This is a genomic window from Angustibacter speluncae, from assembly GCF_054777815.1.
Window position 1 is genome coordinate 1 of record NZ_BAAHAF010000085.1, and the last position, 22579, is coordinate 22579.

The following is a 22579-nucleotide window of genomic DNA, read 5'->3' on the forward strand; positions in this document are numbered from 1 at the left end:
GCAGCAGCACCAGGCGCCGCCGGCGCCGCCGACGCCCCCGCCCGCCCCGCAGGCACCCCCGCCGGCACCCGCAGCGGCTCCGGTCGCCGCGGCCGGCGGCGGGCTCAACCTGTCCAAGGGCCAGAACGCCGATCTCAGCGGCACCGTCCCGGGCCTGCGGGCGGTCTCGGTCGCGCTCAGCTGGGACGTGTCCGGCATCGGCGGCCCGGTCGACATCGACGCGTCCGCGGTGCTGCTCGGCCCCGACGGCCGCGGCCTGTCCGAGCAGCACGTCGTCTTCTACAACAACCTGGCCAGCCCGGACGGCGCGGTGCGCCACCGCGGCGACAGCAGCGGCGCCGGCCAGGGCGTCGACGAGCAGATCGACGTCGACCTCGGTGCGGTGGCCCCGCAGGTCGACCAGATCGCGTTCGTGGTGTCGATCCACGACGGCCAGGCCAAGGGGCAGAACTTCAGCCACGTCGGGCCGACCAGCATCCGGGTGCTCGACCAGGGCGACGGCCGCGAGCTCGCGCGCTACGACCTGGCCGACCGGGGCGGCGAGACGGCGCTGGTCTTCGGGGAGCTGTACCGCAAGGGCGACGGCTGGAAGTTCCGGGCCGTCGGCCAGGGCTACTCCGACGGCTTCGCGGCCGTGCTGCGGGGATTCGGCCTCAACCCCTGACGGGCGGGACGCGACGAGGGGCCGGTCCCGTGCGGGACCGGCCCCTCGTGCGTGCGTGTCGTGCGCGGCTCAGGTCGAGAAGAGCGCGTGCATGAAGCTCTTCTGCCGGTGGTGGCCGTACGCCGGCTGCCCGTAGGCGGGCTGCCCGTACGCAGGCTGCTGGTACGCCGGCTGCGGCGTGTAGCCCTGCGCCGGCGGCGGGGGCGGCGGCGGCGCGTACTGCTGCTCGGCGCGGCCGATCTGCTCCAGCTCGCCGTAGTCGAGGAAGATGCCGCGGCACTGGCCGCACTGCTCGATGTGGACCCCGGCGCGGCTGTACGTCTGCATGAAGCCCGGGCACTTCGGGCACTTGTAGCCCTGGTTCATCCTGCCCCCTCCGTCCGTGCGACCCGTCCGCCCTGGACCGGTCGGCGCGAGCATAGACCCGCGTCCCCCGTGTCAGCGGACCATCGCGCGGCAGGCGGCCAGGTGGGCGGCCTCCGGCTCGGTGGGCGGCCGCTGCTGCTTGGCGCAGGCCACCAGCCCGACGGCCGCCTGCTGCACGACCAGGGCGCGGGCCACCGGGTCGACGACCGGCCACGGGTCGCCGGTCGGTGGGAGCGCCGGCCCGTCCGCGGCCCGGTAGGCGTCGACGAGCGCGGCCCAGGCGTCGGCGTCGACCAGGCCGGCCGCGAACCAGGACGCGGGGCGGGCGAGGTCCCACACCGCAGGACCGGTGCCGAGGTCGTCGACGTCGACCAGGCACCACCGCCCCCCGTGCTCGACGAGCTGGCCCAAATGCAGGTCGCCGTGCACGAGCCCGCCCGCCGGGACGGGCGCCTCCCCCACCGCCCAGTCCGGCGCGGTGCAGGAGGCACCGAGCACGGTGGCGACGTCCGACCGCGGCACGGCGCCGACCTCGACCGCACGGCGCAGGGCTCGCGCCACCCGGGCGGGGCCGGTGGTCGGGGGCAGCGGCCCGGGGTCGGCGCGGTGCAGGTCGGCGAGCAGCGTCCCGAGCTCCGTCCACGGCACGCCCTCGGCGTCCGGGACGGGCGCCCGCGCGGCGGGCCAGGACGACGCGCGCCCGTCGGGCGGCCCGAGCGGGGTGAGCAGCGCGGGCACCCGCGCGGCGACGGCGAGCCGGTCGGCGAGCAGCGCGGGCTCGGTGCCCGGGTGCTGCTTGGTGACGGTCGCACCTGTGCGGACGACCAGGCCGTGCCGGTCGAGCACCACGGGGGCGTCGGCCTCGTGCTCCAGGACGCCTCCTCGCGGACGGACGCAGCGCGCGCCGACTTGCCCGGGACGCACCCAGGTGCCTACTGTCGCTATATCGAGTCGATACAACGCCTCGATGCAGCGACCCGGTGCATCCACCCGATGCCTCGACGGACGGAGGGCAAGCATGGCACGCCGCGGCGACGTGCTCGGCCTGGCCGTCCTCGGCCTGCTCCACGACAGCCCGCTGCACGGCTACGAGCTGCGCAAGCGGCTGGCCGCCACGCTCGGCATGTTCCGCGCCCTGTCCTACGGCAGCCTCTACCCGGCGCTGCGCTCGCTGGTCGAGCGCGGCTGGATCGTCGAGCAGCACGCCGCGGCCGAGCGTCCCGCCGCGTCCCCGCCGCCGCTGTCCGGCAAGCGCGGGCGCGTGGTCTACGAGCTGACCGCCGAGGGCAAGGAGCACTTCCAGGCGGCGCTGGCCGAGAGCGGTCCGGCGTCGTGGGAGGACGGCGACTTCGACGTCCGGTTCGCGTTCTTCGCCCAGCTCGACGCGGCGACCCGGCTGCGCATCCTCGAGGGGCGCCGCACCCGGATGAGCGAGCGGCTCGACAACCTGCGCCGCTCCTTCACCCGCTCCCGCGAGCGCTGGGACGACTACACCCTCGAGCTGCAGCGGCACGGGCTCGAGTCGGTCGAGCGCGAGGTGCGCTGGCTCGACGGCCTGATCGACAACGAACGCCGCGGCGGTTCGCCACCCACGGACTGAGTCCCGCCGCCCCCTGACCCACCCGCACCACCCACGACAGAGCTCGACCCCTCACTGAACCAAGGAGAAATCGGATGGGATCCGTCCGCGTCGCCATCGTCGGAGTCGGCAACTGCGCCGCCTCGCTCGTCCAGGGCGTCCACTACTACGCCGACGCCGACCCGTCCGGCTTCGTCCCCGGCCTCATGCACGTGCAGTTCGGCGAGTACCACGTGCGCGACATCGAGTTCGTGGCCGCGTTCGACGTCGACGCCAAGAAGGTCGGCTTCGACCTGTCCGAGGCCATCGGCGCGAGCGAGAACAACACGATCAAGATCTGCGACGTGCCGCCGCTCGGCGTCACCGTGCAGCGCGGCCACACCCTCGACGGCCTCGGCAAGTACTACCTCGAGACCATCGAGCAGTCCGACGCCGACCCGGTCGACGTCGTCGCCGCGCTCAAGGAGAGCAAGGCCGACGTCCTGGTCTGCTACCTGCCCGTGGGCTCGGAGGAGGCCGCGAAGTTCTACGCGCAGTGCGCGATCGACGCCGGTGTCGGCTTCGTCAACGCCCTGCCCGTGTTCATCGCGGGTACCAAGGAGTGGGCCGACAAGTTCACCGCGGCCGGTGTGCCGATCGTCGGCGACGACATCAAGTCGCAGGTCGGCGCCACCATCACCCACCGCGTGATGGCCAGGCTGTTCGAGGACCGCGGCGTGATCCTCGACCGCACGTACCAGCTGAACGTCGGCGGCAACATGGACTTCAAGAACATGCTCGAGCGCGACCGCCTCGAGTCGAAGAAGATCTCCAAGACCCAGGCCGTGACCTCGAACGTCCAGCACGACATGGGCAAGCGCAACGTGCACATCGGCCCGTCCGACTACGTGCAGTGGCTCGACGACCGCAAGTGGGCCTACGTCCGGCTCGAGGGCCGTGCGTTCGGCGACGTCCCGCTGAACCTGGAGTACAAGCTCGAGGTCTGGGACTCCCCGAACTCGGCCGGCGTCATCATCGACGCCGTGCGCTGCGCCAAGATCGCGATGGACCGCGGCATCGGCGGCCCGATCCTGTCGGCGTCGTCGTACTTCATGAAGTCGCCGCCGGAGCAGTACGAGGACTCGCTCGCCAAGGAGAAGGTCGAGCAGTTCATCCGCGGCGAGGTCGAGCGCTGACCCGCTCTCCCAGCGTCGATCCGACGGCCCGGTCCCCCTGTGGGGTCCGGGCCGTCGTGCGTCCGGGCGTCGATCCACTCGGACCCCGTCACCACCAGCCGTGGACGGCCCGTCCGAGCGCGAGGGACACCAGGACGGTGACCAGGACCACGGCGGCGACGGCGAGCGCCTGCGTCCGCACGGGCCACGGCCGGCGCAGCACCCACCAGGTGAGGACCAGCCCGACCAGGCCCAGGAGCAGCCCGGGCCCGCCGCCGAGGAACGACACCGGGACCGGGGCGACCGCCAGGACCTGCAACCAGAGCGGCGGGGCGGGGCCGGTCGCGTGGACCTCGTCGGCGAGCACGAGCCGCGGGTGCGGCGACATCCCCGCGCCGCCGCGCACCAGCACCGGCACCCCCTGGCCGTCGTCGGTCGGCAGCCGGAACCACGCGCCGCGCAACCGGGGAGCTGGCACGCCGTCGACCAGCACGGCAGGACGGCCCAGCATCCGGGTCTCGACCACGACCTGCCCTGCGACGCCGTCGATCTCGACCGGCCCGCTCCTCACGGTGGGCCGTCCCCACGGGCCAGCAGCACCTCGGTGACCGCGGCGAGCACCGGCGCCGGCAGGTCGAGCGCCTGCAGGTGCGCGAGCCGCACGTGCAGCGGGGCGCCACCCACCACGACCTCGTGCGCCGCCTTCTTGGCCTCGAAACCGCAGTGCGCGCGGTCGAGCACCGCGAACGCGAGCGCGGGCACGTCGTCGGTGTGCAGCCGCGCGCCGGGCCCGAACCGGACGGAGAGCTCGGCGCCGGCCTGTACCGGCCCGACCGTCACCGAGGTGCGGTGCCCGTGCACCCGCACCTCGACCTCGGCGGAGACCCCGTCGACCTGGGCGGACGGCGCGCCGGCGACGTCGCCGACGACGGTCACGGTCCACGTCCGCGCGGACGGCAGGACGTCGAGCGGCCCGTCGGGACGGTGCACCCGCAGCGTGGCGGACGCGTCGTCCCAGCCGGCCCGGGTGCGGGTGACCACGGGGACGGCCGCACCGTCGTCGTCGACGAGCACGGCCTCGCCGTCGGCACCGGGGACGACGACGAGCTCGAGCCGCTCGGGCGGCACGGGGTCGTTCGCCGGCACCTCGTCGGCGTCGAGCGCGAGCACCGTGCCGGCCTGCGCGAGCACCGGCAGCGTGGTCAGGTCGCGGTGCATCGTCAGCCGGCGGCCGCCGTCGTAGACGCGGTCGGTCAGCAGGTCGACCCAGGTGCCCTCGGGGAGCCAGACCGGCACCGCCGCGAGCCGCGAGACGCGGTCGGCGGGCGTGACCACCGGCGCCACCAGCAGCCGGTCGCCGAACACGACCTGGTCGGGGTGCTCGTAGGCGTCGGGCTCGCCGGGCCAGCGGTGGTACAGCGGCACGACCAGCGGGACGCCCTCGTCCGCGGCCCGGTGGTTCATCGCGTACAGGTACGGCACCAGCCGGTGCCGCAGCCGCAGGAACGCCGTCTGCACCTCCCGCTCGGCCGGCGGGAACTCCCAGGGCTCCTTGTGCAGGAACGGGTTCGAGCCCGAGTGCAGCCGCAGGATCGGCGAGAAGGTGCCGAGCTGCACCCAGCGCGTGGTGAGCTCGTCGTCGCGGTACCCGAACATGTGGCCGCCCACGTCGTGGCTCCACCAGCCGTAGCCGATGTTCGCGGCCGTCGCGGTGAACCGCGGCTGGAACGCCAGCGAGTCCCACGAGATCACGGCGTCGCCGGAGAACCCGACCGGGTAGCGGTGCGAGCCCGGGCCGGCGTACCGCGAGAACGTGAGCGGACGCCGTCCGCCGCGCGCGTTGTCGTGGAAGTGCAGGTGGTTCAGCAGCCACAGCGGGTCGACCCCGGGCAGCCGCGAGTACGGCCCGGACTGCCAGTCGAGCCACCAGAAGTCGACCCCCTCGTCCTCGAGCGGGTGGTGCACCTGCTCGAGGTAGGCGCGGGCGAACGCGGGGTCGGTGAGGTCGAACGGCACCGGCTCGCCGAGGGACGGGTCGCGACCGAGCGCGCGGCACACCCGCTCGTAGGCGTCCTCGTGCCGCCGGATCCCGTCGGCCGGGTGCACGTTGAGCGTGACGCGCAGACCCCGGCGGTGCAGGTCGGCGAGGAACGCCTCGGGATCGGGGAACAGCTCGCGGTCCCAGGTGTAGCCGGTCCAGCCCGAGCCGAGCTCGGGGTCGACGTCCGTGACGTGCCAGTCCATGTCGACGACCGCGACCGAGAACGGCAGGCCCTCGGCCTCGAACCGGTCGAGCAGCGCGGCGTACGACTCGGCGGTGTACCGGTGGTACCGGCTCCACCAGCTGCCCAGCGCCCACCGGGGCAGCAGCGGCTGCGGTCCCGACACGGCGTACAGCGCCCGCACCGCCTCGGCGTGGTCGAGCCCGTAGGCGAACACGTACAGGTCGTCGCCCCCGCCCGCGCGCGGCACCGGCTCGCCGTCGGCGTCGCGCACGAACGAGGCCGAGTCGTCGAGGACGGCGAAGCCGCGCCGCGAGACCACGCCCGGGCCGAGCGGCAGGGCGCCGTCGACGCCGTCGAGGGTCCGGGCCGTGCCGCCGAGGTCGCTCGGCGGGTCGCCGTACCGCCAGACCGAGTGGTAGGTCGTGATGCCGCCGAGCACCTCGACCTGCAGGCCGGCCGCGCTGAACGGCCCCTTGTCGTAGGTCAGCCGCAGCCGCGACGTCGAGACCTGCAGGTGGGTGCCGGAGTCGTCGACGGTGAAGTCCGGCACGGGGAGCCGGCGGTGCACCGCGAACGTCGACGCCCGGTCCTCGAACACCTCGTCCGCGGAGTGCTCGAGCCGGAGCAGGCCGTCGGTGAGCACGGTGACGCGGTAGCCCGGGCCGGTGAGCACGGCGGCGGGGTCGGCGACCGGGTGGGGGGTGGGGTCGAGGGCGCCCGGGACGACCCCCGTGGGTGGGGTGGTGGGTGGCACCCGGCCAGCCTGGCAGGCGCGGGGGTACCGCGGCCTTGCTGCCCACCCTTATGTTTGCGGCGTGAACTCAGGGCAGGTGGCGCCGGGCAGCCAGGCGTCCCTGCGCGAGGCCAACCGCCAGCGCGTGCTCGACGTGCTGCGCGAGCAGGGCGCCCTGACCCAGGTCGAGGTCGCGGGCCTGACCGGCCTCAGTCCCGCCACCGTCTCGAACGTGGTCAAGGACCTCGACGCGACCGGCGTCGTCGAGCTCTCGCCGAGCGTGCGCAACGGCCGGCGCGCGGTGCAGGTCTCGCTGGCCACCGGTCACAGCCTGGTGGCCGCGATGGTGTTCGGCGACCGCGACGTGCGGGTCGGCATCGGCGGCTCGCCGCTGGAGGTGATGGGACGCCGGCGGATGCCGCTGCCCGCCGACCACCGCGCCGACGAGGGCCTCGAGCGCGCCGCCCGGCTGCTGCTCGCGGTGGTCGAGGAGTCGGGCAAGTCGATGACCGACCTGCGGGCCGTGTGCGTGGGCGTACCCGCCCCGGTCGACCTGGTGTCGGGTCACGTGGGGTCGCAGGACATCCTCCCGGGGTGGCGCGGCGTCGCCGTCGGCGAGGCCGTCGAGGACGTCGTGCAGGTACCCGTCGTGGTCGAGAACGGCGCCAACCTCGCCGCGCTGGGCGAGCTGAGATCCGGTGCGCTGCAAGGGGTCGAGAACGGCGTCTACGTCAAGCTGTCGTACGGCGTCGGTGCCGGGCTCATCCTCGGCGGCGACCTGTTCCGGGGCAGCACCGGCACCGCCGGCGAGATCGGCCACGTGACCATCGACGAGAACGGGCCGCTGTGCCGCTGCGGCAACCGCGGGTGCCTCGAGACCTACGTCGGCTCGCACGCGCTGCTCGACGCGCTGCGCCCCACCCACGAGCGGCTCACCCTGCGCGACCTGGTCGCGCACGCCCTCGACGGCGACCCCGGCTGCCGCCGGGTGCTCGAGGACGCCGGGCGCCACCTCGGCGTCGCCCTCGCCGGCGTCGTCAACCTGGTGAACCCCTCGGTCGTCGTGCTCGGCGGCGAGCTCGCCGAGGTGGGTCCGATCATCACCGTGCCGCTGCAGACCGCGCTCGAGCGCTGCGCGATCCCCAGCGCCGCCGCGTCGGTGCGGGTGGAGGTCGCCGCGCTCGGCACCGACGCCGACGTGGTCGGCGGCCTGGTCGCCGCCGACCTGCGCTCGCCGCTGCACGAGGCGGTCGCGGCGGGTCTTGCGTCAACGCGTTGAATTCAACTCTTGACCTCAACGGTCGTCTCGGAGTTGACTGCCGCCTGGCCGCACCACCGTGGATGACGGCGTCTGATCGAGGGAGCTCAGAGATGCCCCGTTCCCCCCGTTCCACCCTCACCCGGGTCGCAGGCGCCGCGCTCGCGGTCGGTCTCGGCCTGGCCCTGACCGGCTGCGGCGGCGACGACGCCGGTGGCGGCACCACCGACGGTGGCGGCGGTGAGGGCGGCGAGGCGCTGAAGATCGCGCTGCTGCTACCGGAGTCGAAGACCACGCGGTACGAGACCTTCGACCGCCCGCTGTTCGAGGCGGCCGTCGAGGCCGACTGCCCCGACTGCGAGGTGCTCTACAGCAACGCCGACCAGGACGCGAGCAAGCAGCAGCAGCAGGCCGAGGCCGCGCTCACCCAGGGCGCGAACGTCCTGGTGCTCGACCCGGTCGACGGCGAGGCCGCCGCCGGCATCGCGGCCAGCGCGAAGAGCAGCGGCGTGCCCGTCGTGGCCTACGACCGGTTCGTCGAGGGCGCCGACTACTACGTCTCGTTCGACAACCAGACGGTCGGCGAGATCCAGGCGCAGACGCTGGTCGACCTGCTGACCGAGGCGGGCACCACCAGCGGCGACGTCGTGATGATCAACGGCTCGCCCACCGACCCGAACGCCGCCAGCTTCAAGGAGGGCGCGCACAGCGTGCTCGACGACAGCGGCTACACGATCGCGGCCGAGTTCGACACCCCGGACTGGAGCCCGGACGAGGCGCAGGACTGGATGGAGGGCCAGATCTCGGCCGTCCAGGGCTCGCTGGTCGGCGTCTACGCCGCCAACGACGGCACCGCCGGCGGCGCCATCGCCGCGCTCAAGGGCGGCGGCGTCGACCCGCTCCCGCCGGTGACCGGCCAGGACTCCGAGATCGCCGCGATCCAGCGCATCCTCGCCGGCGACCAGGCGATGACGATCTTCAAGCCGTACGCCCCGCAGGCCGAGGCGGCCGCCAAGGCCGCGATCGCGCTGGCCCGCGGCGAGGAGCCGGAGTCGACCGGTGACACCGACGGCATCGCGTCCACCATCCTCGACCCGGTCGCGGTGACCGCCGACAACGTGGGCGAGGTCCTGATCGACGCCGGCATCTACGACGCGGCCGACATCTGCACCGCCGACTTCGCCGACGCCTGCGCCGCCGCCGGCATCGGCTGACCCCGGGCACCGGACGCGCGACCTGAGCACCACCACGGACCCGGTCGACGGGTCGGGGCACCGGCCCCGGCCCGTCGACCGGCCCGTGCGACCGCACCACCACCGCAGCACCCCGAGCACCCCCGAGCACCACCGCCTCCCAGGAGGGACCGCACGCATGACCGCCACCCACGCACCGGCCCAGACCGCCGTGCTCTCCCTGTCGGGGGTGTCCAAGGCCTTCGGCGCGGTGCAGGCGCTCAAGGACATCGACTTCGACGTCCACGCGGGCGAGGTCGTCGCCCTCGTCGGGGACAACGGGGCCGGCAAGTCGACGCTGGTGAAGACCATCGCCGGCGTCTACACCCCCGACTCCGGCCGGATGGTGTTCGCCGGCCGGCAGGTCTCGGTCACCAGCCCGGGTGAGGCCCAGCGGCTCGGCATCGCGACCGTGTTCCAGGACCTTGCGCTGTGCGACAACCTCGACGTCGTCGCGAACCTGTTCCTGGGCAGGGAGTCCCACCGCGGCGTCGCCCTCGACGAGGTGGTGATGGAGCAGGAGTCGTGGCGGCTGCTGCGCCAGCTCAGCGCCAAGATCCCCTCGGTGCGCATCCCGGTCGCGAGCCTGTCCGGCGGCCAGCGGCAGACCGTGGCCATCGCCCGGTCGCTGCTCGGCGAGCCGAAGGTCGTCATGCTCGACGAGCCCACGGCCGCACTGGGTGTCGCGCAGACCGCCGAGGTGCTGAACCTCGTCGAGCGGCTGCGCGAGAACGGCCTGGCCGTGATCCTCATCAGCCACAACATGTCCGACGTCATGGCCGTCGCCGACCGCGTGACCGTGCTGCGGCTGGGCCGCAACAACGGCACGTTCCGGGTCGCCGAGACCAGCGCCGAGCAGGTGATCTCGGCCATCACCGGCGCCACGTCCAACGCCGTCACCGAGCGGGCCGCGCGCTCGCTCGACAAGCAGGCCCCCGGGCAGGAGCAGCGATGACCGACCTCAGCAAGGCCCCCGCCGAGACCGCGGCGGCGCTGCCGGCCGACCTGCAGGACGAGCGGCTCATCTCGTCCCAGGGCATCGGCGGGTTCGTCCGCGCGTTCCTCACCCGGCTGCGCGGCGGCGACCTCGGCCCGCTGCCGGTGATCATCGGCCTGATCGTGATCTGGGGCGTGTTCTACGCCCAGAACGACGCGTTCCTGTCGAGCCGCAACCTGGTCAACCTCACCCTGCAGTGCGCCGCCACCGGCACGATCGCGCTGGGCATCGTCCTGGTGCTCATGCTCGGCGAGATCGACCTGTCGATCGGGTCGGTCAGCGGGCTGTCGGCGGCGATCCTCGCGGTGGGGGCGGTGTCGAACGGCTGGCCGCTGCCGGTGGCGATCCTGGCCGCGCTCGGTGCGGGCGCCCTGATCGGCCTGGTCTACGGGTTGCTGTTCACCCAGTTCGGCGTCCCGAGCTTCGTCATCACCCTGGCCGGCCTGCTCGCCGTGCTCGGCCTGCAGCTGCGGGTGCTCGGGGCCGAGGGCTCGATCAACATCCCCTTCACCTCGACGATGGTGCGGTTCGCGCAGCAGACGTTCCTGCCGTCCGCGCTGGCGTACGCGCTCGTGGTCGTCGTCGTGGCCGCCTACGTCGGGAGCCGGCTCGCCGGCAGCGCGCGGCGCGCGCGGGCGGGCCTGTCGAGCACCCCGGTGGTGCTGCTGGCGGTGCGCGCCGTGGCGCTGCTCGTCGTGCTCGCCGTCCCGGTCGCGGTGCTGAACCAGGACCGCGGCGTGTCGGTCATGTTCCTGCTGTTCCTCGCCCTCGTCGTGGTGGTCGACCTGCTGCTGCGGCGCACGAGCTGGGGTCGCTCGGTCACCGCCATCGGCGGCAACGTCGAGGCCGCCCGCCGGGCCGGCATCAAGGTGCGCCAGGTGTACGTGTCGGTCTTCGTCGCCTGCTCGACCCTGGCGGCGCTCGGCGGCCTGCTCGCGGCCAGCCGGCTCGCGGCGGCGAACCAGAGCAGCGGCGGCGGCGACACCAACCTGAACGCCATCGCGGCCGCGGTGATCGGCGGCACCAGCCTGTTCGGCGGACGGGGGTCGGCGTACTCGGCGCTGCTCGGCATCCTGGTGATCCAGTCGATCTCCAACGGCCTGGCGCTGATCAACCTCGGCACCCCCGCGCGCTACATGATCACCGGCGGCGTGCTGCTGCTCGCCGTCATCGTCGACTCGCTCAGCCGCCGCAGCCGCGCGTCCCACGGGCGCGCCTGACGGCGGGGCGCGGCTCGAGCGGGCGGGCACCCGCTCGCGGACGGGCCGGAGGACGTCCCGGGGTCGCACCCCGGGACCCTCCGGCCCTCGCCGTCCCGGCCTACCCTCGCGGACGTGACCAGCCCCGCGCAGCGCGCCACCTGGCCGGCGCTGCGGGGGGTGCTCACGTCGGCCGGGTACCGCCGGCTGCTCGGCACGCGGCTGGCGTCGCAGGCCGGGGACGGGATGTTCCAGGTCGGCCTCGCCTCGCTGGTGTTCTTCTCCCCCGAGCGGGCGACGACGACCTCGGCCGTCGCGTGGGCGTTCACGGCGGCGCTCGTGCCGTACACGGTCGTCGGGCCGTTCGCCGGGGTGCTGCTCGACCGGTGGCGCCGCCGGCAGGTGCTGCTGGCGGCCAACCTGTTCCGCGCGGTCGTCGTGCTCGGCGTCTCGGCCCTCGTCGTCACCTCGGGCGTGGCGCCCGCGCTCTACGTCCTGGTGCTGGTCTGCCTCAGCGTGAACCGGTTCTTCCTGGCCGGCCTGTCGGCGGGGCTGCCGCACGTGGTGCGCGCCGACGACCTGGTCGTCGCGAACGCGGTCACCCCCACCGCCGGGACGGTCGCCGCGCTGCTCGGCGGGGTCGCCGGCTTCGGTCTGCGCTCGGCGCTCGGGGCGGGCGACCGGTCGGACGCCGTGGTGCTCGCGGCGGCGGCCGGCCTCTACCTGGTGTCGGCCGCCGTGGTGCTCGGCCTGGGCCGCGACCGGCTCGGACCCGACGACGGGCCGGGCCCGGGCCCGGTGCGGCAGCAGCTCGCGTCGACGGCCCGTGGGCTGGTGGCCGGGGCGCGGCACGTCCGCGAGCGCCGGGCCGCGTTCGACGCGCTCGCCGTGATCGCCTCGCTCCGCACGGGGTTCGGGCTGTTCACCCTCACCACGGTGCTGCTCGCCCGCAACACCCTGACCGACCCCGCCGACGTCGACGCCGGCCTCGCGCTGGTGGCGGCCGCGTTCACCGCGGCCGGGGTCGGTGCGGGGGCCGCCGCGGTGCTGACGCCGGTCGTGGCCCGCCGCACCGGGTTGCGGGCGTGGGTGGTGGGCAACCTGCTGGCTGCGGCGGCGGTCGAGCTCGGCCTCGCGCTGGTGCTCACCGGGACCACCCTGGTGGTCGGCGCGTTCGTCCTGGGGCTGGCCGCGCAGGCGGTGAAGATCGGCGTCGACACCGTCGTGCAGACCAGCGTCGACGACGCCTTCCGCGGCCGGGTGTTCACCTTCTACGACACCGTCTTCAACGCCGCGTTCCTCCTGGCGGCGCTGGTCGCGGTGCTCGGCGTCCCCTCGTCGGGCGACGCGCCGTGGGTGCCGGCCGCGGTGGCGGTGCTGCTCGCGGCGACCGCCTGGGTGTACGGACGCCGTCCGGCGTGACCCGTCCGGGCGTACCCGGCGCGGAAGCGCTCAAGCACGCTGCGGCGCCTGACGATCTGCACCCGTGCCCACGTCCGCCCCCGGAGACGGCGCGCGCTGGGTACCGCACCCCGTGCGCGCGGCCGCGCTGCGCGTGGCCGCCGTCGTCATCCCGGTGCTGGTCGCGGTGGGGGTCGGCGCGCTGGTCGGTTCGCTGCTGCCGCCGGCCCACACGCTGCGCGGCGTCCTGCTGCAGTGGACGGCGGTGCTCGGCGCCTCGACCGTCGCCGCGGTGCTGGTCGAGCGGCTGACCCGGCGGCTGCTGCCGATCGCCACGCTGCTGAAGCTGTCGATGCTCTTCCCCGACCGCGCGCCGTCGCGCTACAAGCTCGCCCGGCGGGTGGCCGGCACCGGCGCCCTGGCGTCCGAGCTCGAGCGGGCGCGCAAGGCGGGCGTGCACGGCGACCGCCAGCAGGCCGCCGAGACGATCCTCGCCCTGGTCGGGATGCTCGGCGACTACGACAGCCGCACCCGCGGCCACTCCGAGCGCACCCAGCTGTTCGTCAGCATGCTCGCGGACGAGATGAAGCTGCGGGCGGAGGACCGCGACAAGCTGGTCTGGGCGGCGCTCGTGCACGACATCGGCAAGCTGCGGGTGCCGACCGAGGTGCTGAACAAGCCCGGGAAGCCGGACGAGGACGAGTGGGAGCGGCTGCGCAGCCACCCCGCGGCCGGCGCGACCATCTGCTCGCCGCTGCAGGAGTGGCTCGGCCCGTGGTGGCCTGCGATCGAGCAGCACCACGAGCGCTTCGACGGCCTGGGCTACCCGCACGGGCTCGCGGGCGCCGAGATCAGCCTCGGCGCGCGCATCGTGTCGGTGGCCGACTCCTACGAGGTGATGACGGCCGCACGCCCGTACAAGAAGGCGATGTCGGCGACCGCCGCCCGCGAGGAGCTCGCCCGCTGCGCGGGATCGCAGTTCGACCCCGTCGTCGTGCGCGCCTTCCTCAGCATCTCGCTGGGACGCCTGCGCTGGGCCGCCGGCCCGCTCGCCTGGGTGGCGCAGGTGCCGGTGCTGCAGCCGGTCGCGAACCTCGGCCCGTACGTGGGTCCGCTCCTCGGCAAGGTGGCCGGTGTCGCGGCCGGTGCGGCCACCGCGGGCGCCGCGCTGCTCGGCCTCGGGCTCGGCCCCGGGCCGGCCGTCGCGTCGGAGCCCGTCGCCGCCCCCGAGCAGCGGCAGGAGGCGCAGGACGAGCGCCCCACCGCCCCCGAGACCGCGCGTCCGACCGACCCCGCGACCCCGACGACCGCACCGGTGGCCACGCCCACGGCGCTGCCCACGTCGACGCCGTCGAGCACCGCGCCCGCGCCCGTGCGGCCGGTGCCCGCGCCGACGACCGCGGTGCCGACCGCGGTCCCGACCGGTGCCGCTCCGGCACCGCAGCCCCAGCCCGGCCCGCAGCCCCGGCCCGAGCCCGAGCCCCAGCCCCAGCCCCGACCGAACCGGGCGCCCGTCGCGGCCGACGACGCCGCCGGGACCGCCGAGGACGCCGCCGTCGACGTCGACCTGCTCGCCAACGACGGCGACGCGGACGGCGACGACCTGGTCGCCCTGGTAGTGGCGGGCCCGCAGCACGGCACCGCGTCGGTCGCCGGCAGCGTGCTCCGGTACGTCCCGGCGGCCGACTGGTCCGGCACCGACGTCCTCACCTACGAGGCCCGCGACCCCGCGGGCGCGAGCGGCACCGCCACGGTGACGCTCACGGTCGCCCCCGTGAACGACGCACCCGTGGCGGGCGGTGCGGCGGCCACGACCGCCGAGGACACCGCCGTCGACGTCGACCTGCTCGCGTCCGCCGGCGACGTGGACGGCGACACCCTCGCAGCCGCCGTCACGGCCGGACCGCAGCACGGCACCGCCTCGGTCACCGGCGGCACGCTGCGCTACACCCCGGCGGCCGACTGGTCCGGCACCGACGTCGTCACCTACGAGGTCCGTGACCCCGACGGCGCGAGCGCCACGGCGACGACCACGATCTCCGTCACCCCGGTCGACGACGCCCCGCTGGCCGGGGACGACGCCGCGACCACCGACGAGGACACGGCGGTCCGGCTCGACCTGCTGGTGAACGACGCCGACGCCGACGGCGACCCCCTGACCGCGGCGCTCGCCTCCGCCCCGGCGCACGGGACCGCGACGCTCACCGCCGCCGGCCTGCTCGACTACGAGCCGGACGCCGACCGCCACGGCGCCGACGTCCTCACCTACACCGTGACCGACCCGTCCGGCCGGGCCGCGACCGCCACGGTGACCGTCGACGTGCGGCCGGTCGCGGACGCCCCGCGCGCGGTCGACGACGCGTTCACCGTGGTGGCGGGGCAGACGCTCACCGGTTCGGTGCTCGACAACGACGGCGACGAGGACGGCGACCCGCTCACCGTCGTCGGCGACGACTCGCCCGACCTCGACGTCGCCGTCGACGGCTCCTTCACTTGGACCCCGGGCAGCCCGGGCGTGCGGGTCTTCACGTACACCGTGTCCGACGGCACCCTCACCTCGACGGGGACGGTGTCCGTCACCGTGACCGCCGCGCCCGCCACCGGTCGCCTGCTCTACCTGCACGGCAGCCCCACCGGCGTGCCGGGCCTGCTGTCACCGACCTCGCCCGGCCTGCCGGGCGACTGGGACCTCGACCTGAAGCCGGGGGTGACCCTCGAGGAGGGCAACCTCAAGAAGGACGAGGAGGACAAGCACCCCGAGCGGGTGCGGGAGTGGCGCTACACCGTCCCCGCCGGCGGTCTGCAGCTCGACGGTCCGGTGGCCCTCGACCTGACCAGCCGCACCGACGAGCTCGACCTCGGCGGCGACCACGTCGACTACACCGTGCGGCTCGACGCCTGCCGGGCCGACCTGACGGGCTGCGTCCGGCTCGCCGGCGTCCAGGACGTCCACGTCGAGCGGTGGAGCCCCGGCCTCGGCTACGAGACCCGCACCCTCGCGGTGGGGAGCTCGCACCAGACCGTGCCCGCCGGCTGGGTGCTGCGGCTGCGGCTGCAGGTCGACCACGCCGACCTGTGGATCCCGCTCGACGGGCTGGACCCCTCGGTGCTGCGCCTCACCACCGCCGGCTGACCCGCCCGCCCGGACGGCCGCGTGCCGTCCGGGCGGACGCTGCTCAGCAGGTCGCGCCGAGATGCGCTGCGCGGTAGACGGTGTGGTGGCCCGCGCCGTCGCGCCAGGTGTACCCGGCGACCGAGACCTCACCCGCTGCGAGCGAGGTGCCGGCGGCGGTCTGCCGCGTGGTGTGGGTGGCACCCGGCTCCAGGCCGGTCACCTTCACCTCGCCGAGCGGCGTGGTGATGCGCACGTCCGCCTTCACGGCCTCCTTGTTGCGGGCCTGCACGACGAGCACCACCTTGCCGTTCGCCGCGCACCGCGCCTGCGCCGACACGGCGAGCGAGGTGCTGCCCGCCGTGGCCGGCACGGCCGACGGCGTCACCGGCGCGGACGGCGCCGACGGCGCGGACGTGCCCGCCTCGTTCGTCGCCACCACGGTGAAGGTGTGCGACTGGCCGACCGCGAGACGGCCGACGCGGCAGGTGGTCTCGCCTGTCGTGGTGCAGGTGCGGCCGCCGGGCGAGGCCGTCACGGTGTACCCCGTGGCGCCCTCGACGGCCGCCCAGGACACCCTGGCCGCGGTGTCGGTGCCGACCGCGGTGACGTCGGTCGGGGCCGCCGGGACGACGACCTCGTCCTCGAGCGCCTTGACCCGGATGTCGCGGTAGTAGACCGACTCGCCGTTGCCGTGGTTCTGCACGCCGATCAGGCCACGCAGGTCGCGCGCCGGGTCGGTGCTGGTGAAGTCGTTCACCAGCACGCCGTTCAGTACGACCTGGATGCGCTCGCCCTGCACGCGGATCTCGTAGTCGTTCCACGAGCCCACCGGGAGCAGGGCCTGCTCGACCGCCGCGGGGTCGGCGCCCTGGAACGTGTAGATCGCACCGGTGGTGCGGTCCGGCTCGTCCGTGGCGTCGATCTGGATCTCGTACCCCTGGTTCACCGCGACCCACGGGTCGTTCCCCGGGTCGGGGAAGCCCACGAAGACGCCGCCGTTGTCGTCCTTGACCAGCTTCCAGTCCAGGTGCAGGGCGTAGTCCTCGAGCTCGGTCGGGTGCCACAGCAGCCCCATGCCGCCGCTGCCCTTCAGCGAGCAGTCGGCCTGCCGGCCGAACGACCCCGGGCCGGCCATGTTCCAGTCCTCGAAGCTGGCCAGGGTGCCGTCGAACAGCGGCGTCCAACCCTCCTCGCCGACCGGGGCGCAGATGTCGGTGAGCTCACCGACCCGCAGCAGGTCGAGGTTGACGTTGCCGTCGTCGCCCTCGCCGTAGAGGACCGTGATCGTGTTGGCGCCGGCCCGCAGGTCGAGCTCGCGGTTCGCGAACGCCCACTCCTTCCAGGTGCCCGTGCTCGGCAGCTCCCACGGGTCGACCTCGGTGCCGTTCACCAGCACCGACACGGTCTTGGTGCCCTCGAACGGGTTGGGGCCGTTGGCGTACCGCAGGTGCACGGGGTACGAGCCGGCCGCGTCGACGGTCGCGGTGAAGGTGACCGCCGTGCCGACGCTCTGGATGCCGTCGACGAACCCGTCGCCGGAGTACCCGTTGTGCTCGGTGTCGATGCCGGCGCTGCCGCGCAGTCCGGCCTCCTCCGCCTCGTACCAGCCGAGGTCGGCCGGGGCCTGGTAGCCCGGGACGGCGTTGAGCGTGTACCAGGCCTCGGTGCTCCAGAGCTCCTCGCCGTCCTGGGAGGTGAACGAGCGCGGCGAGCGCAGGTGCGCCACGCGTCCCGGCCGCAACCCGTCGACCGCGAGCGCGACCGTGCGGCCGTCCTCGGACAGCGAGGCGCCGGTGACCGCGAGCACCTCCTCGCCCACCTTCGGTCCGCCGTACGCGGCGGTGGGCACGTAGCGCCACTGCTGCACCTGGTAGGCCTCGGCGACGCGGGCGGCGGTCTCGTCCGACAGCGGCTCGGTGTAGGTGAGGTCGAACCCGGTCTCGGTGACGCGCACCGACTCGATGTCGAACACGCTCTCCCCGTTGGGAACGAGCTTCTGCAGGCCGTACTTCAGCTTGCCGGCCTCGCCCCAGTTGCCGCCCTCGCCGATGCCGCCGACGTAGAGCGAGCCGTCCGGGCCGAGCAGCGTGCGGTTCACGCCGGCCTCGAGCCCGGCGGTGTGCCGGAAGGCCGCGCCCTGCTGGACGCCGTCGACCTCCTCGAGGAAGCCGCGCTGCAGACCGCCGTAGGTGACGTCGCCGAACACGACCTGGCCGGCGAACGGGCCGTCGGGCAGCAGCACCGGGTTGCTCGGCGAGTTGGCGATCTCGTTCTGCGGCAGCCACAGCACCGGCGGCGTGACCGGCTGGTCCTCGAACGGGCCGGCCGGGTTCTGGTAGTGGTTGAAGAACCGGTCCTGCTCGATGCGCACCAGCTTGGACGACGGCAGCCACGCACCCTGGTTGTCCATCACCAGCAGCTCGCCCTCGGGACCCCAGCCCATCCCGTTCGGCGTGCGCAGACCACCTGCCACGTACTCGATCTCGCCCGTCCCGCGGTCGATCCTGATCGTGGTGCCGCGGTCTGGCGCCGGCTGCGGGTCGGTGGTGGCGCCGCCGTTGTCGATGGCGACCGACAGGCTGACGTAGAAGCTCTCGTCGTCGTGCAGCAGGCCGAAGGCGAACTCGTGGAAGTTGCCGCCGTACGGCCAGTCGGCGTGCCGGCGGTGCTCGAGCAGGCCGTCGCCGTCGGCGTCCGGCAGCAGCTCGGTGAGACCGTCGCGCTCGGACACCCACAGGTTGCCGTCGACGACGTCGACGCCCATCGGGTTCAGCAGGTCGGTGGCCACCTTGGTCCAGGTGACGTCCTCCGGCCCGTCGGCGGTGGTCGCGCCCTCGAGCACGAACACCTCACCAGGAGTGGGGTTCTCGGGCGGACCGGCCGGGCTCACCGCGCCGGAGGTGACGACGACGAGGTCGTCGCCGCGGAAGGTCAGCGCCGACACCATCGGCTCGAAGCCCTCGGGCCGCAGGTCGACCAGGTCGTAGCCGGGGAACACCGAGTCGAGCCGCAGGCCGTCGCCCGCGGTGTCGGTGGCGCCCTCGCAGTACTTCGTCCCGGGGGCGGTGACGCGCACGACGTCGGCCTCGGTGCTCAGCACGGTCGACGGGACCACCTCGAAGCCGGTGGCGCCCGGCGGCTGCCACTCCAGCAGCAGCCGCTGGCCGTACCCGGCCTCGAAGAACTCGACGACCAGGTCGTGGACGCCGGCGGTGAGCGTCACCGTGCCGTCCTTCGGCTCCTCGCCGTGCAGGCCGTCGTGGTCGACCACCACGGCGCCGTCGACCGACAGCCGCGAGCCGTCGTCGCTGGTGAGCCGGAAGGCGTACTCGCCGTCCGCCGGCACGGTGAGGTTCGCCAGCGCGTGCGAGACGAACGCGTCCTCGGCGCCGAAGTCGGCGGCGGTCGTCAGGTCGATCGTGTCGATCCGCTTGTCGACGTTCGGGGTCTGGCCCTCCTTGAGGACGCAGAGCTGCTCGAGCTGCTCGCCGAGCTGGTAGGTGCGCAGCGTGACGCCGGGCTCCTGCGGCGGCAGCGGGTCGCCGGGGGCGGCGGCCGCCGGCAGGGCGGACAGCGTGCTGCTCGCCAGGGCCAGGCCGGTCAGGGCCAGCAGCCCTCGTCCGGCGCGGCGCGGTCGGGTCTGTCCCACGGTGTCCCCCTCGGGGTCGGCCTGGCGTCTTCGCCGGGTTCGGTCCGGAATGTAGGGGGGTTCTGACGTCCGGAACAAGACTTCTGCGTGAAGAAGTCCAAAACTTTCCAACGTGGGAATGTCGCGCGCGGAGGCACTGGACGAGCCGAGCTGGCGTGTCACACGTGTCGCAGCACCACTTCGGTGTCACTTCCGACACCGAAGTGGGGAATCGGACCGCGACCGGGAGAGCCGTCGGGGAGAGGGTGGGTCAGGCCGAGGACTCGGGCTGGTCCGCCCACCAGGCGCGCAGCTCGGCCTCGGCGCGCTCGGTCCCGAGCGGACCGTGCTCCATCCGCAGCTCGAGCAGGTGCCTGTACGCGCGGCCCACCACCGGGCCGGGCCGGATCCCGAGCAGCGCCATCACCTGCTGGCCGTCGAGGTCGGGCCGGATCGCGTCCAGCTCCTCCTGCTCCTGCAGCCGGGCGATGCGCCGCTCGAGGTCGTCGTAGGTGGCGGCCAGCCGGGCGGCCTTGCGCCTGTTGCGGGTGGTGCAGTCGGCGCGGGTCAGCCGGTGCAGCCGCTCGAGCAGCGGGCCGGCGTCGGTGACGTAGCGGCGCACCGCCGAGTCGGTCCACTCGCCGCCGCCGTAGCCGTGGAACCGCAGGTGCAGCTCGACGAGCCGCGCGACGTCCTTGGTGGTGGCGCCGTCGGCGGTCAGCTCGCGCAGCCGCTTCTTCACCAGCTTGGCGCCGACCACCTCGTGGTGGTGGAACGAGACGCCGCCGCCCTCCTCGAACCGGCGCGTCGCCGGCTTGCCGATGTCGTGCAGCAGCGCGGCCAGGCGCAGCACCAGGTCGGGGCCCGGCACCGGGCCGTCCGGGCCCGTCTCGAGCGCGATCGCCTGGTCGAGCACCGTCAGCGAGTGCTCGTAGACGTCCTTGTGCCGGTGGTGCTCGTCGATCGTCAGCCGCAGCGCGGGCAGCTCGGGCAGCACCTGGTCGGCCAGCCCGGTCGAGACCAGCAGCTCGAGCCCCTCGCGCGGGTGGGCGCCGAGCAGCAGCTTGACCAGCTCGGCGAAGACCCGCTCGCGCGAGACAATCTCGAGCCGGCCGGCCATCGCGGACATCGCCGCGAGCGTGGCCGGGTCGACCCCGAACCCGAGCTGGGACGCGAACCGCGCCACCCGCAGCATCCGCAACGGGTCGTCGCCGAAGGACTGCTCGGGGACGACGGGCGTGCGCAGCAGCCGCAGCGCCAGGTCGTCCAGCCCCCCGAACGGGTCGACGAAGGTGAGGTCGGGCAGTCGCACCGCCATCGCGTTGACGGTGAGGTCGCGCCGCGACAGGTCGCCCTCGAGCGTGTCGCCGAACGCCACCTGCGGCTTGCGCGAGGACGGGTCGTACTCGTCCGTGCGGTACGTCGTGATCTCCAGGGTGGAGCCGCCCTTGCGGGCGCCGATCGTGCCGAAGTCGCGCCCGATCTCCCAGTGCGTGTCGGCCCAGCCCCGCACGAGCCCCACGACGGCGTCGGGGCGCGCGTCGGTGGCGAGGTCGAGGTCGACCTCGCCGGTGCCCGGGTCGCGGTGCAGCCGGCCGAGCAGGGCGTCGCGCACCGGTCCGCCCACGAGCGCGATCTCGTGCCCGGCCGCGGTGAACCGGCGCGCGACCTCGTCGAGGACGGGTGCGAACTCCAGCAGCGTGGACGCCGCCTGCCGCTGGGCGGCGGCGAGCGCCTGGCGGTCCGGTGCCGGACGCGCGCCAGCGGGAGGGACGGGGGTGGGGCCGGGCACGACGTCGAGGGTGCCAGACTCCACCCGGACACCCCGTCCGCGGCCACCGGTCCGCGACGGCCCCACCCGTACAGTGACGGGGTGCCCCGCTCCGTCCCCACCCACGCCGTCGAGGAGACCTCGGCGGGCGGGGTCGTGGTCGACGTCGTGCGCGGGCGCGCCCTGGTGGCCGTGATCGCCCGCTACAACCGGGCGGGGCGCCTGGAGTGGTGCCTGCCGAAGGGCCACCCGAACCCCGGCGAGACCCTCGAGCAGGCCGCCGAGCGGGAGGTGGCCGAGGAGACCGGCATCACCGGGCGCGTGCTGCGGCCGCTCGGTGCGGTCGAGTACTGGTTCACCGTGCCGGGCGCACGCATCCACAAGACGGTGCACCACTACCTGCTCGAGGCGACCGGCGGCGAGCTCTCGGTCGAGGGCGACCCCGACGCCGAGGCGGTCGACGCCGCGTGGGTGCCGCTCGAGGAGCTGCCGCAGCGGCTCACCTTCGGCAACGAGCGCCGGATCGCGCGGGCGGCCGGGGAGCTGCTCGCGGACACCGCGTGAGCGCACCCCGCGCGCTCACCGGGCTGCTCGCGCTCGCCGCCCTGCTCGCGCCGCTGCTGCTGCCTGTCGCGGGCACCGGGTCCGCGACGCCGCTCGCCACCGCCCGCGCCGACGAGGCGCCGACGCTCGAGCTCACCGGCGTCTCCCCCGCGGTGCTGTCGCCCGGCACGCCGCTCGCGGTGACCGCCGAGGTGCGCGACGGCGACGCCGCGGTCCCGCCGGGGTCGTCGGTCGAGGTGCGGGTGCAGCGCAGCCTGCTCTCGACCCGCTCGGCGGTCGCGGCCTGGACCGACCAGCCCGACGACGGCGCCGTCGGCAGCCTGCTCGCCCGGGTGCCGCTGCCGGACGGCCTGGCCGCGGGCACCGCGCTGCCGGTGCGGCTCGACGTCGCGGCCGGCGCCACCGGGCTCTCGCCGTCGTCGCGGCTGTGGGGCCCGCGCGGGCTGAGCGTGGTGCTGCGCTCGCCGCAGGCCGACCGGCTGGCCGTGCTGCGCTCGCACGTCGTCTGGTACCCGGTCGAGGGCGAGCTGCCCGGCGAGCCGCTCGCCGTCACCGTCGTCGTGCCCGTCACCGGCCCCGCCCCCGACCCCGCGACCGGTGCCCCCGCGCTCGGCGAGCTCGCGCGGCTCGTGCGCGCGGGTGGGCGGCTCGACTACGAGCTCGCCGCCGCCGACCGCCCGGGCGCGCTGCTGC

The 22579-nt window shown here is 74.6% G+C and carries 17 protein-coding genes; 11 read left to right on the top strand and 6 right to left on the bottom strand.

All coding sequences use genetic code 11. The features are described from left to right. The first annotated feature begins 109 nt into the window (after window positions 1-109). Window positions 110-664, top strand: coding sequence for a TerD family protein (locus ACYVKY_RS10125; RefSeq protein WP_460434868.1), 555 nt, complete (start codon window positions 110-112; stop codon window positions 662-664). Window positions 665-733: 69 nt separating this feature from the next. Here ACYVKY_RS10125 and ACYVKY_RS10130 read toward each other — a convergent pair whose 3' ends face one another. Both ACYVKY_RS10130 and ACYVKY_RS10135 read right to left on the bottom strand, forming a co-directional pair. Beyond that, window positions 734-1030, bottom strand: coding sequence for a TFIIB-type zinc ribbon-containing protein (locus ACYVKY_RS10130; protein WP_460434852.1), 297 nt, complete (start codon window positions 1028-1030; stop codon window positions 734-736). 72 nt (window positions 1031-1102) lie between these two features. Further along, a complete protein-coding gene (locus tag ACYVKY_RS10135; RefSeq protein WP_460434853.1) occupies window positions 1103-1954 on the bottom strand; it encodes an aminoglycoside phosphotransferase/kinase family protein in 852 nt (283 codons plus the stop codon). Between the two features lie 94 nt (window positions 1955-2048). Between ACYVKY_RS10135 and ACYVKY_RS10140 the strand changes: the two genes are divergently transcribed. Both ACYVKY_RS10140 and ACYVKY_RS10145 read left to right on the top strand, forming a co-directional pair. Further along, on the top strand, window positions 2049-2630 hold the full coding sequence (locus ACYVKY_RS10140) for a PadR family transcriptional regulator (protein ID WP_460434854.1): 582 nt from the start codon (window positions 2049-2051) through the stop codon (window positions 2628-2630). A gap of 74 nt (window positions 2631-2704) precedes the next feature. After that, window positions 2705-3784 (top strand): inositol-3-phosphate synthase, encoded by a 1080-nt coding sequence (locus ACYVKY_RS10145; protein ID WP_460434855.1) that lies wholly within the window; start codon window positions 2705-2707, stop codon window positions 3782-3784. Between the two features lie 88 nt (window positions 3785-3872). On the opposite strand, the gene ACYVKY_RS10150 is transcribed toward ACYVKY_RS10145, so the two are convergent. Next, on the bottom strand, window positions 3873-4334 hold the full coding sequence (locus ACYVKY_RS10150; RefSeq protein ID WP_460434856.1) for a hypothetical protein: 462 nt from the start codon (window positions 4332-4334) through the stop codon (window positions 3873-3875). Beyond that, on the bottom strand, window positions 4331-6742 hold the full coding sequence (locus ACYVKY_RS10155; protein WP_460434857.1) for a glycoside hydrolase family 31 protein: 2412 nt from the start codon (window positions 6740-6742) through the stop codon (window positions 4331-4333). The genes ACYVKY_RS10150 and ACYVKY_RS10155 overlap by 4 nt, the downstream gene beginning before the upstream one ends. Window positions 6743-6803: 61 nt before the next feature. On the opposite strand from ACYVKY_RS10155, the gene ACYVKY_RS10160 reads away from it, so the two are divergent. The 6 genes from ACYVKY_RS10160 to ACYVKY_RS10185 all read left to right on the top strand — a co-directional run bounded on the left by ACYVKY_RS10160 (window position 6804) and on the right by ACYVKY_RS10185 (window position 15941). Beyond that, on the top strand, window positions 6804-8000 hold the full coding sequence (locus tag ACYVKY_RS10160) for an ROK family transcriptional regulator (RefSeq protein WP_460434858.1): 1197 nt from the start codon (window positions 6804-6806) through the stop codon (window positions 7998-8000). A 92-nt stretch (window positions 8001-8092) separates the two neighbouring features. After that, window positions 8093-9193 (top strand): ABC transporter substrate-binding protein, encoded by a 1101-nt coding sequence (locus ACYVKY_RS10165; protein ID WP_460434859.1) that lies wholly within the window; start codon window positions 8093-8095, stop codon window positions 9191-9193. Window positions 9194-9350: 157 nt separating this feature from the next. Further along, window positions 9351-10166, top strand: a complete 816-nt coding sequence (locus ACYVKY_RS10170) for a sugar ABC transporter ATP-binding protein (RefSeq protein ID WP_460434860.1) — start codon at window positions 9351-9353, stop codon at window positions 10164-10166. Continuing rightward, a complete protein-coding gene (locus ACYVKY_RS10175; protein ID WP_460434861.1) occupies window positions 10163-11428 on the top strand; it encodes a sugar ABC transporter permease in 1266 nt (421 codons plus the stop codon). The genes ACYVKY_RS10170 and ACYVKY_RS10175 overlap by 4 nt, the downstream gene beginning before the upstream one ends. 114 nt (window positions 11429-11542) lie before the next feature. Beyond that, window positions 11543-12829 carry an MFS transporter gene (locus ACYVKY_RS10180; RefSeq protein WP_460434862.1) on the top strand — a complete coding sequence of 429 codons (1287 nt, stop codon included), beginning with the start codon at window positions 11543-11545 and terminating at the stop codon, window positions 12827-12829. A gap of 64 nt (window positions 12830-12893) precedes the next feature. Then, window positions 12894-15941 (top strand): Ig-like domain-containing protein, encoded by a 3048-nt coding sequence (locus ACYVKY_RS10185; protein WP_460434863.1) that lies wholly within the window; start codon window positions 12894-12896, stop codon window positions 15939-15941. Window positions 15942-15984: 43 nt separating this feature from the next. Here the strand turns inward: ACYVKY_RS10185 and ACYVKY_RS10190 are convergent, their stop codons facing one another. Both ACYVKY_RS10190 and ACYVKY_RS10195 read right to left on the bottom strand, forming a co-directional pair. Then, on the bottom strand, window positions 15985-19572 hold the full coding sequence (locus ACYVKY_RS10190) for a family 16 glycoside hydrolase (protein ID WP_460434864.1): 3588 nt from the start codon (window positions 19570-19572) through the stop codon (window positions 15985-15987). Window positions 19573-19822: 250 nt separating this feature from the next. Continuing rightward, window positions 19823-21367, bottom strand: a complete 1545-nt coding sequence (locus ACYVKY_RS10195; RefSeq protein ID WP_460434865.1) for a CCA tRNA nucleotidyltransferase — start codon at window positions 21365-21367, stop codon at window positions 19823-19825. A gap of 57 nt (window positions 21368-21424) precedes the next feature. Between ACYVKY_RS10195 and ACYVKY_RS10200 the strand changes: the two genes are divergently transcribed. Next, entirely contained in the window at window positions 21425-21886 is a 462-nt protein-coding gene (locus ACYVKY_RS10200; protein WP_460434866.1) for an NUDIX hydrolase, read from the top strand. Continuing rightward, window positions 21883-22579, top strand: a 697-nt coding sequence (locus ACYVKY_RS10205; RefSeq protein ID WP_460434867.1) for a DUF6049 family protein, incomplete at its 3' end; no start/stop codon positions are given. The genes ACYVKY_RS10200 and ACYVKY_RS10205, both read left to right, overlap by 4 nt.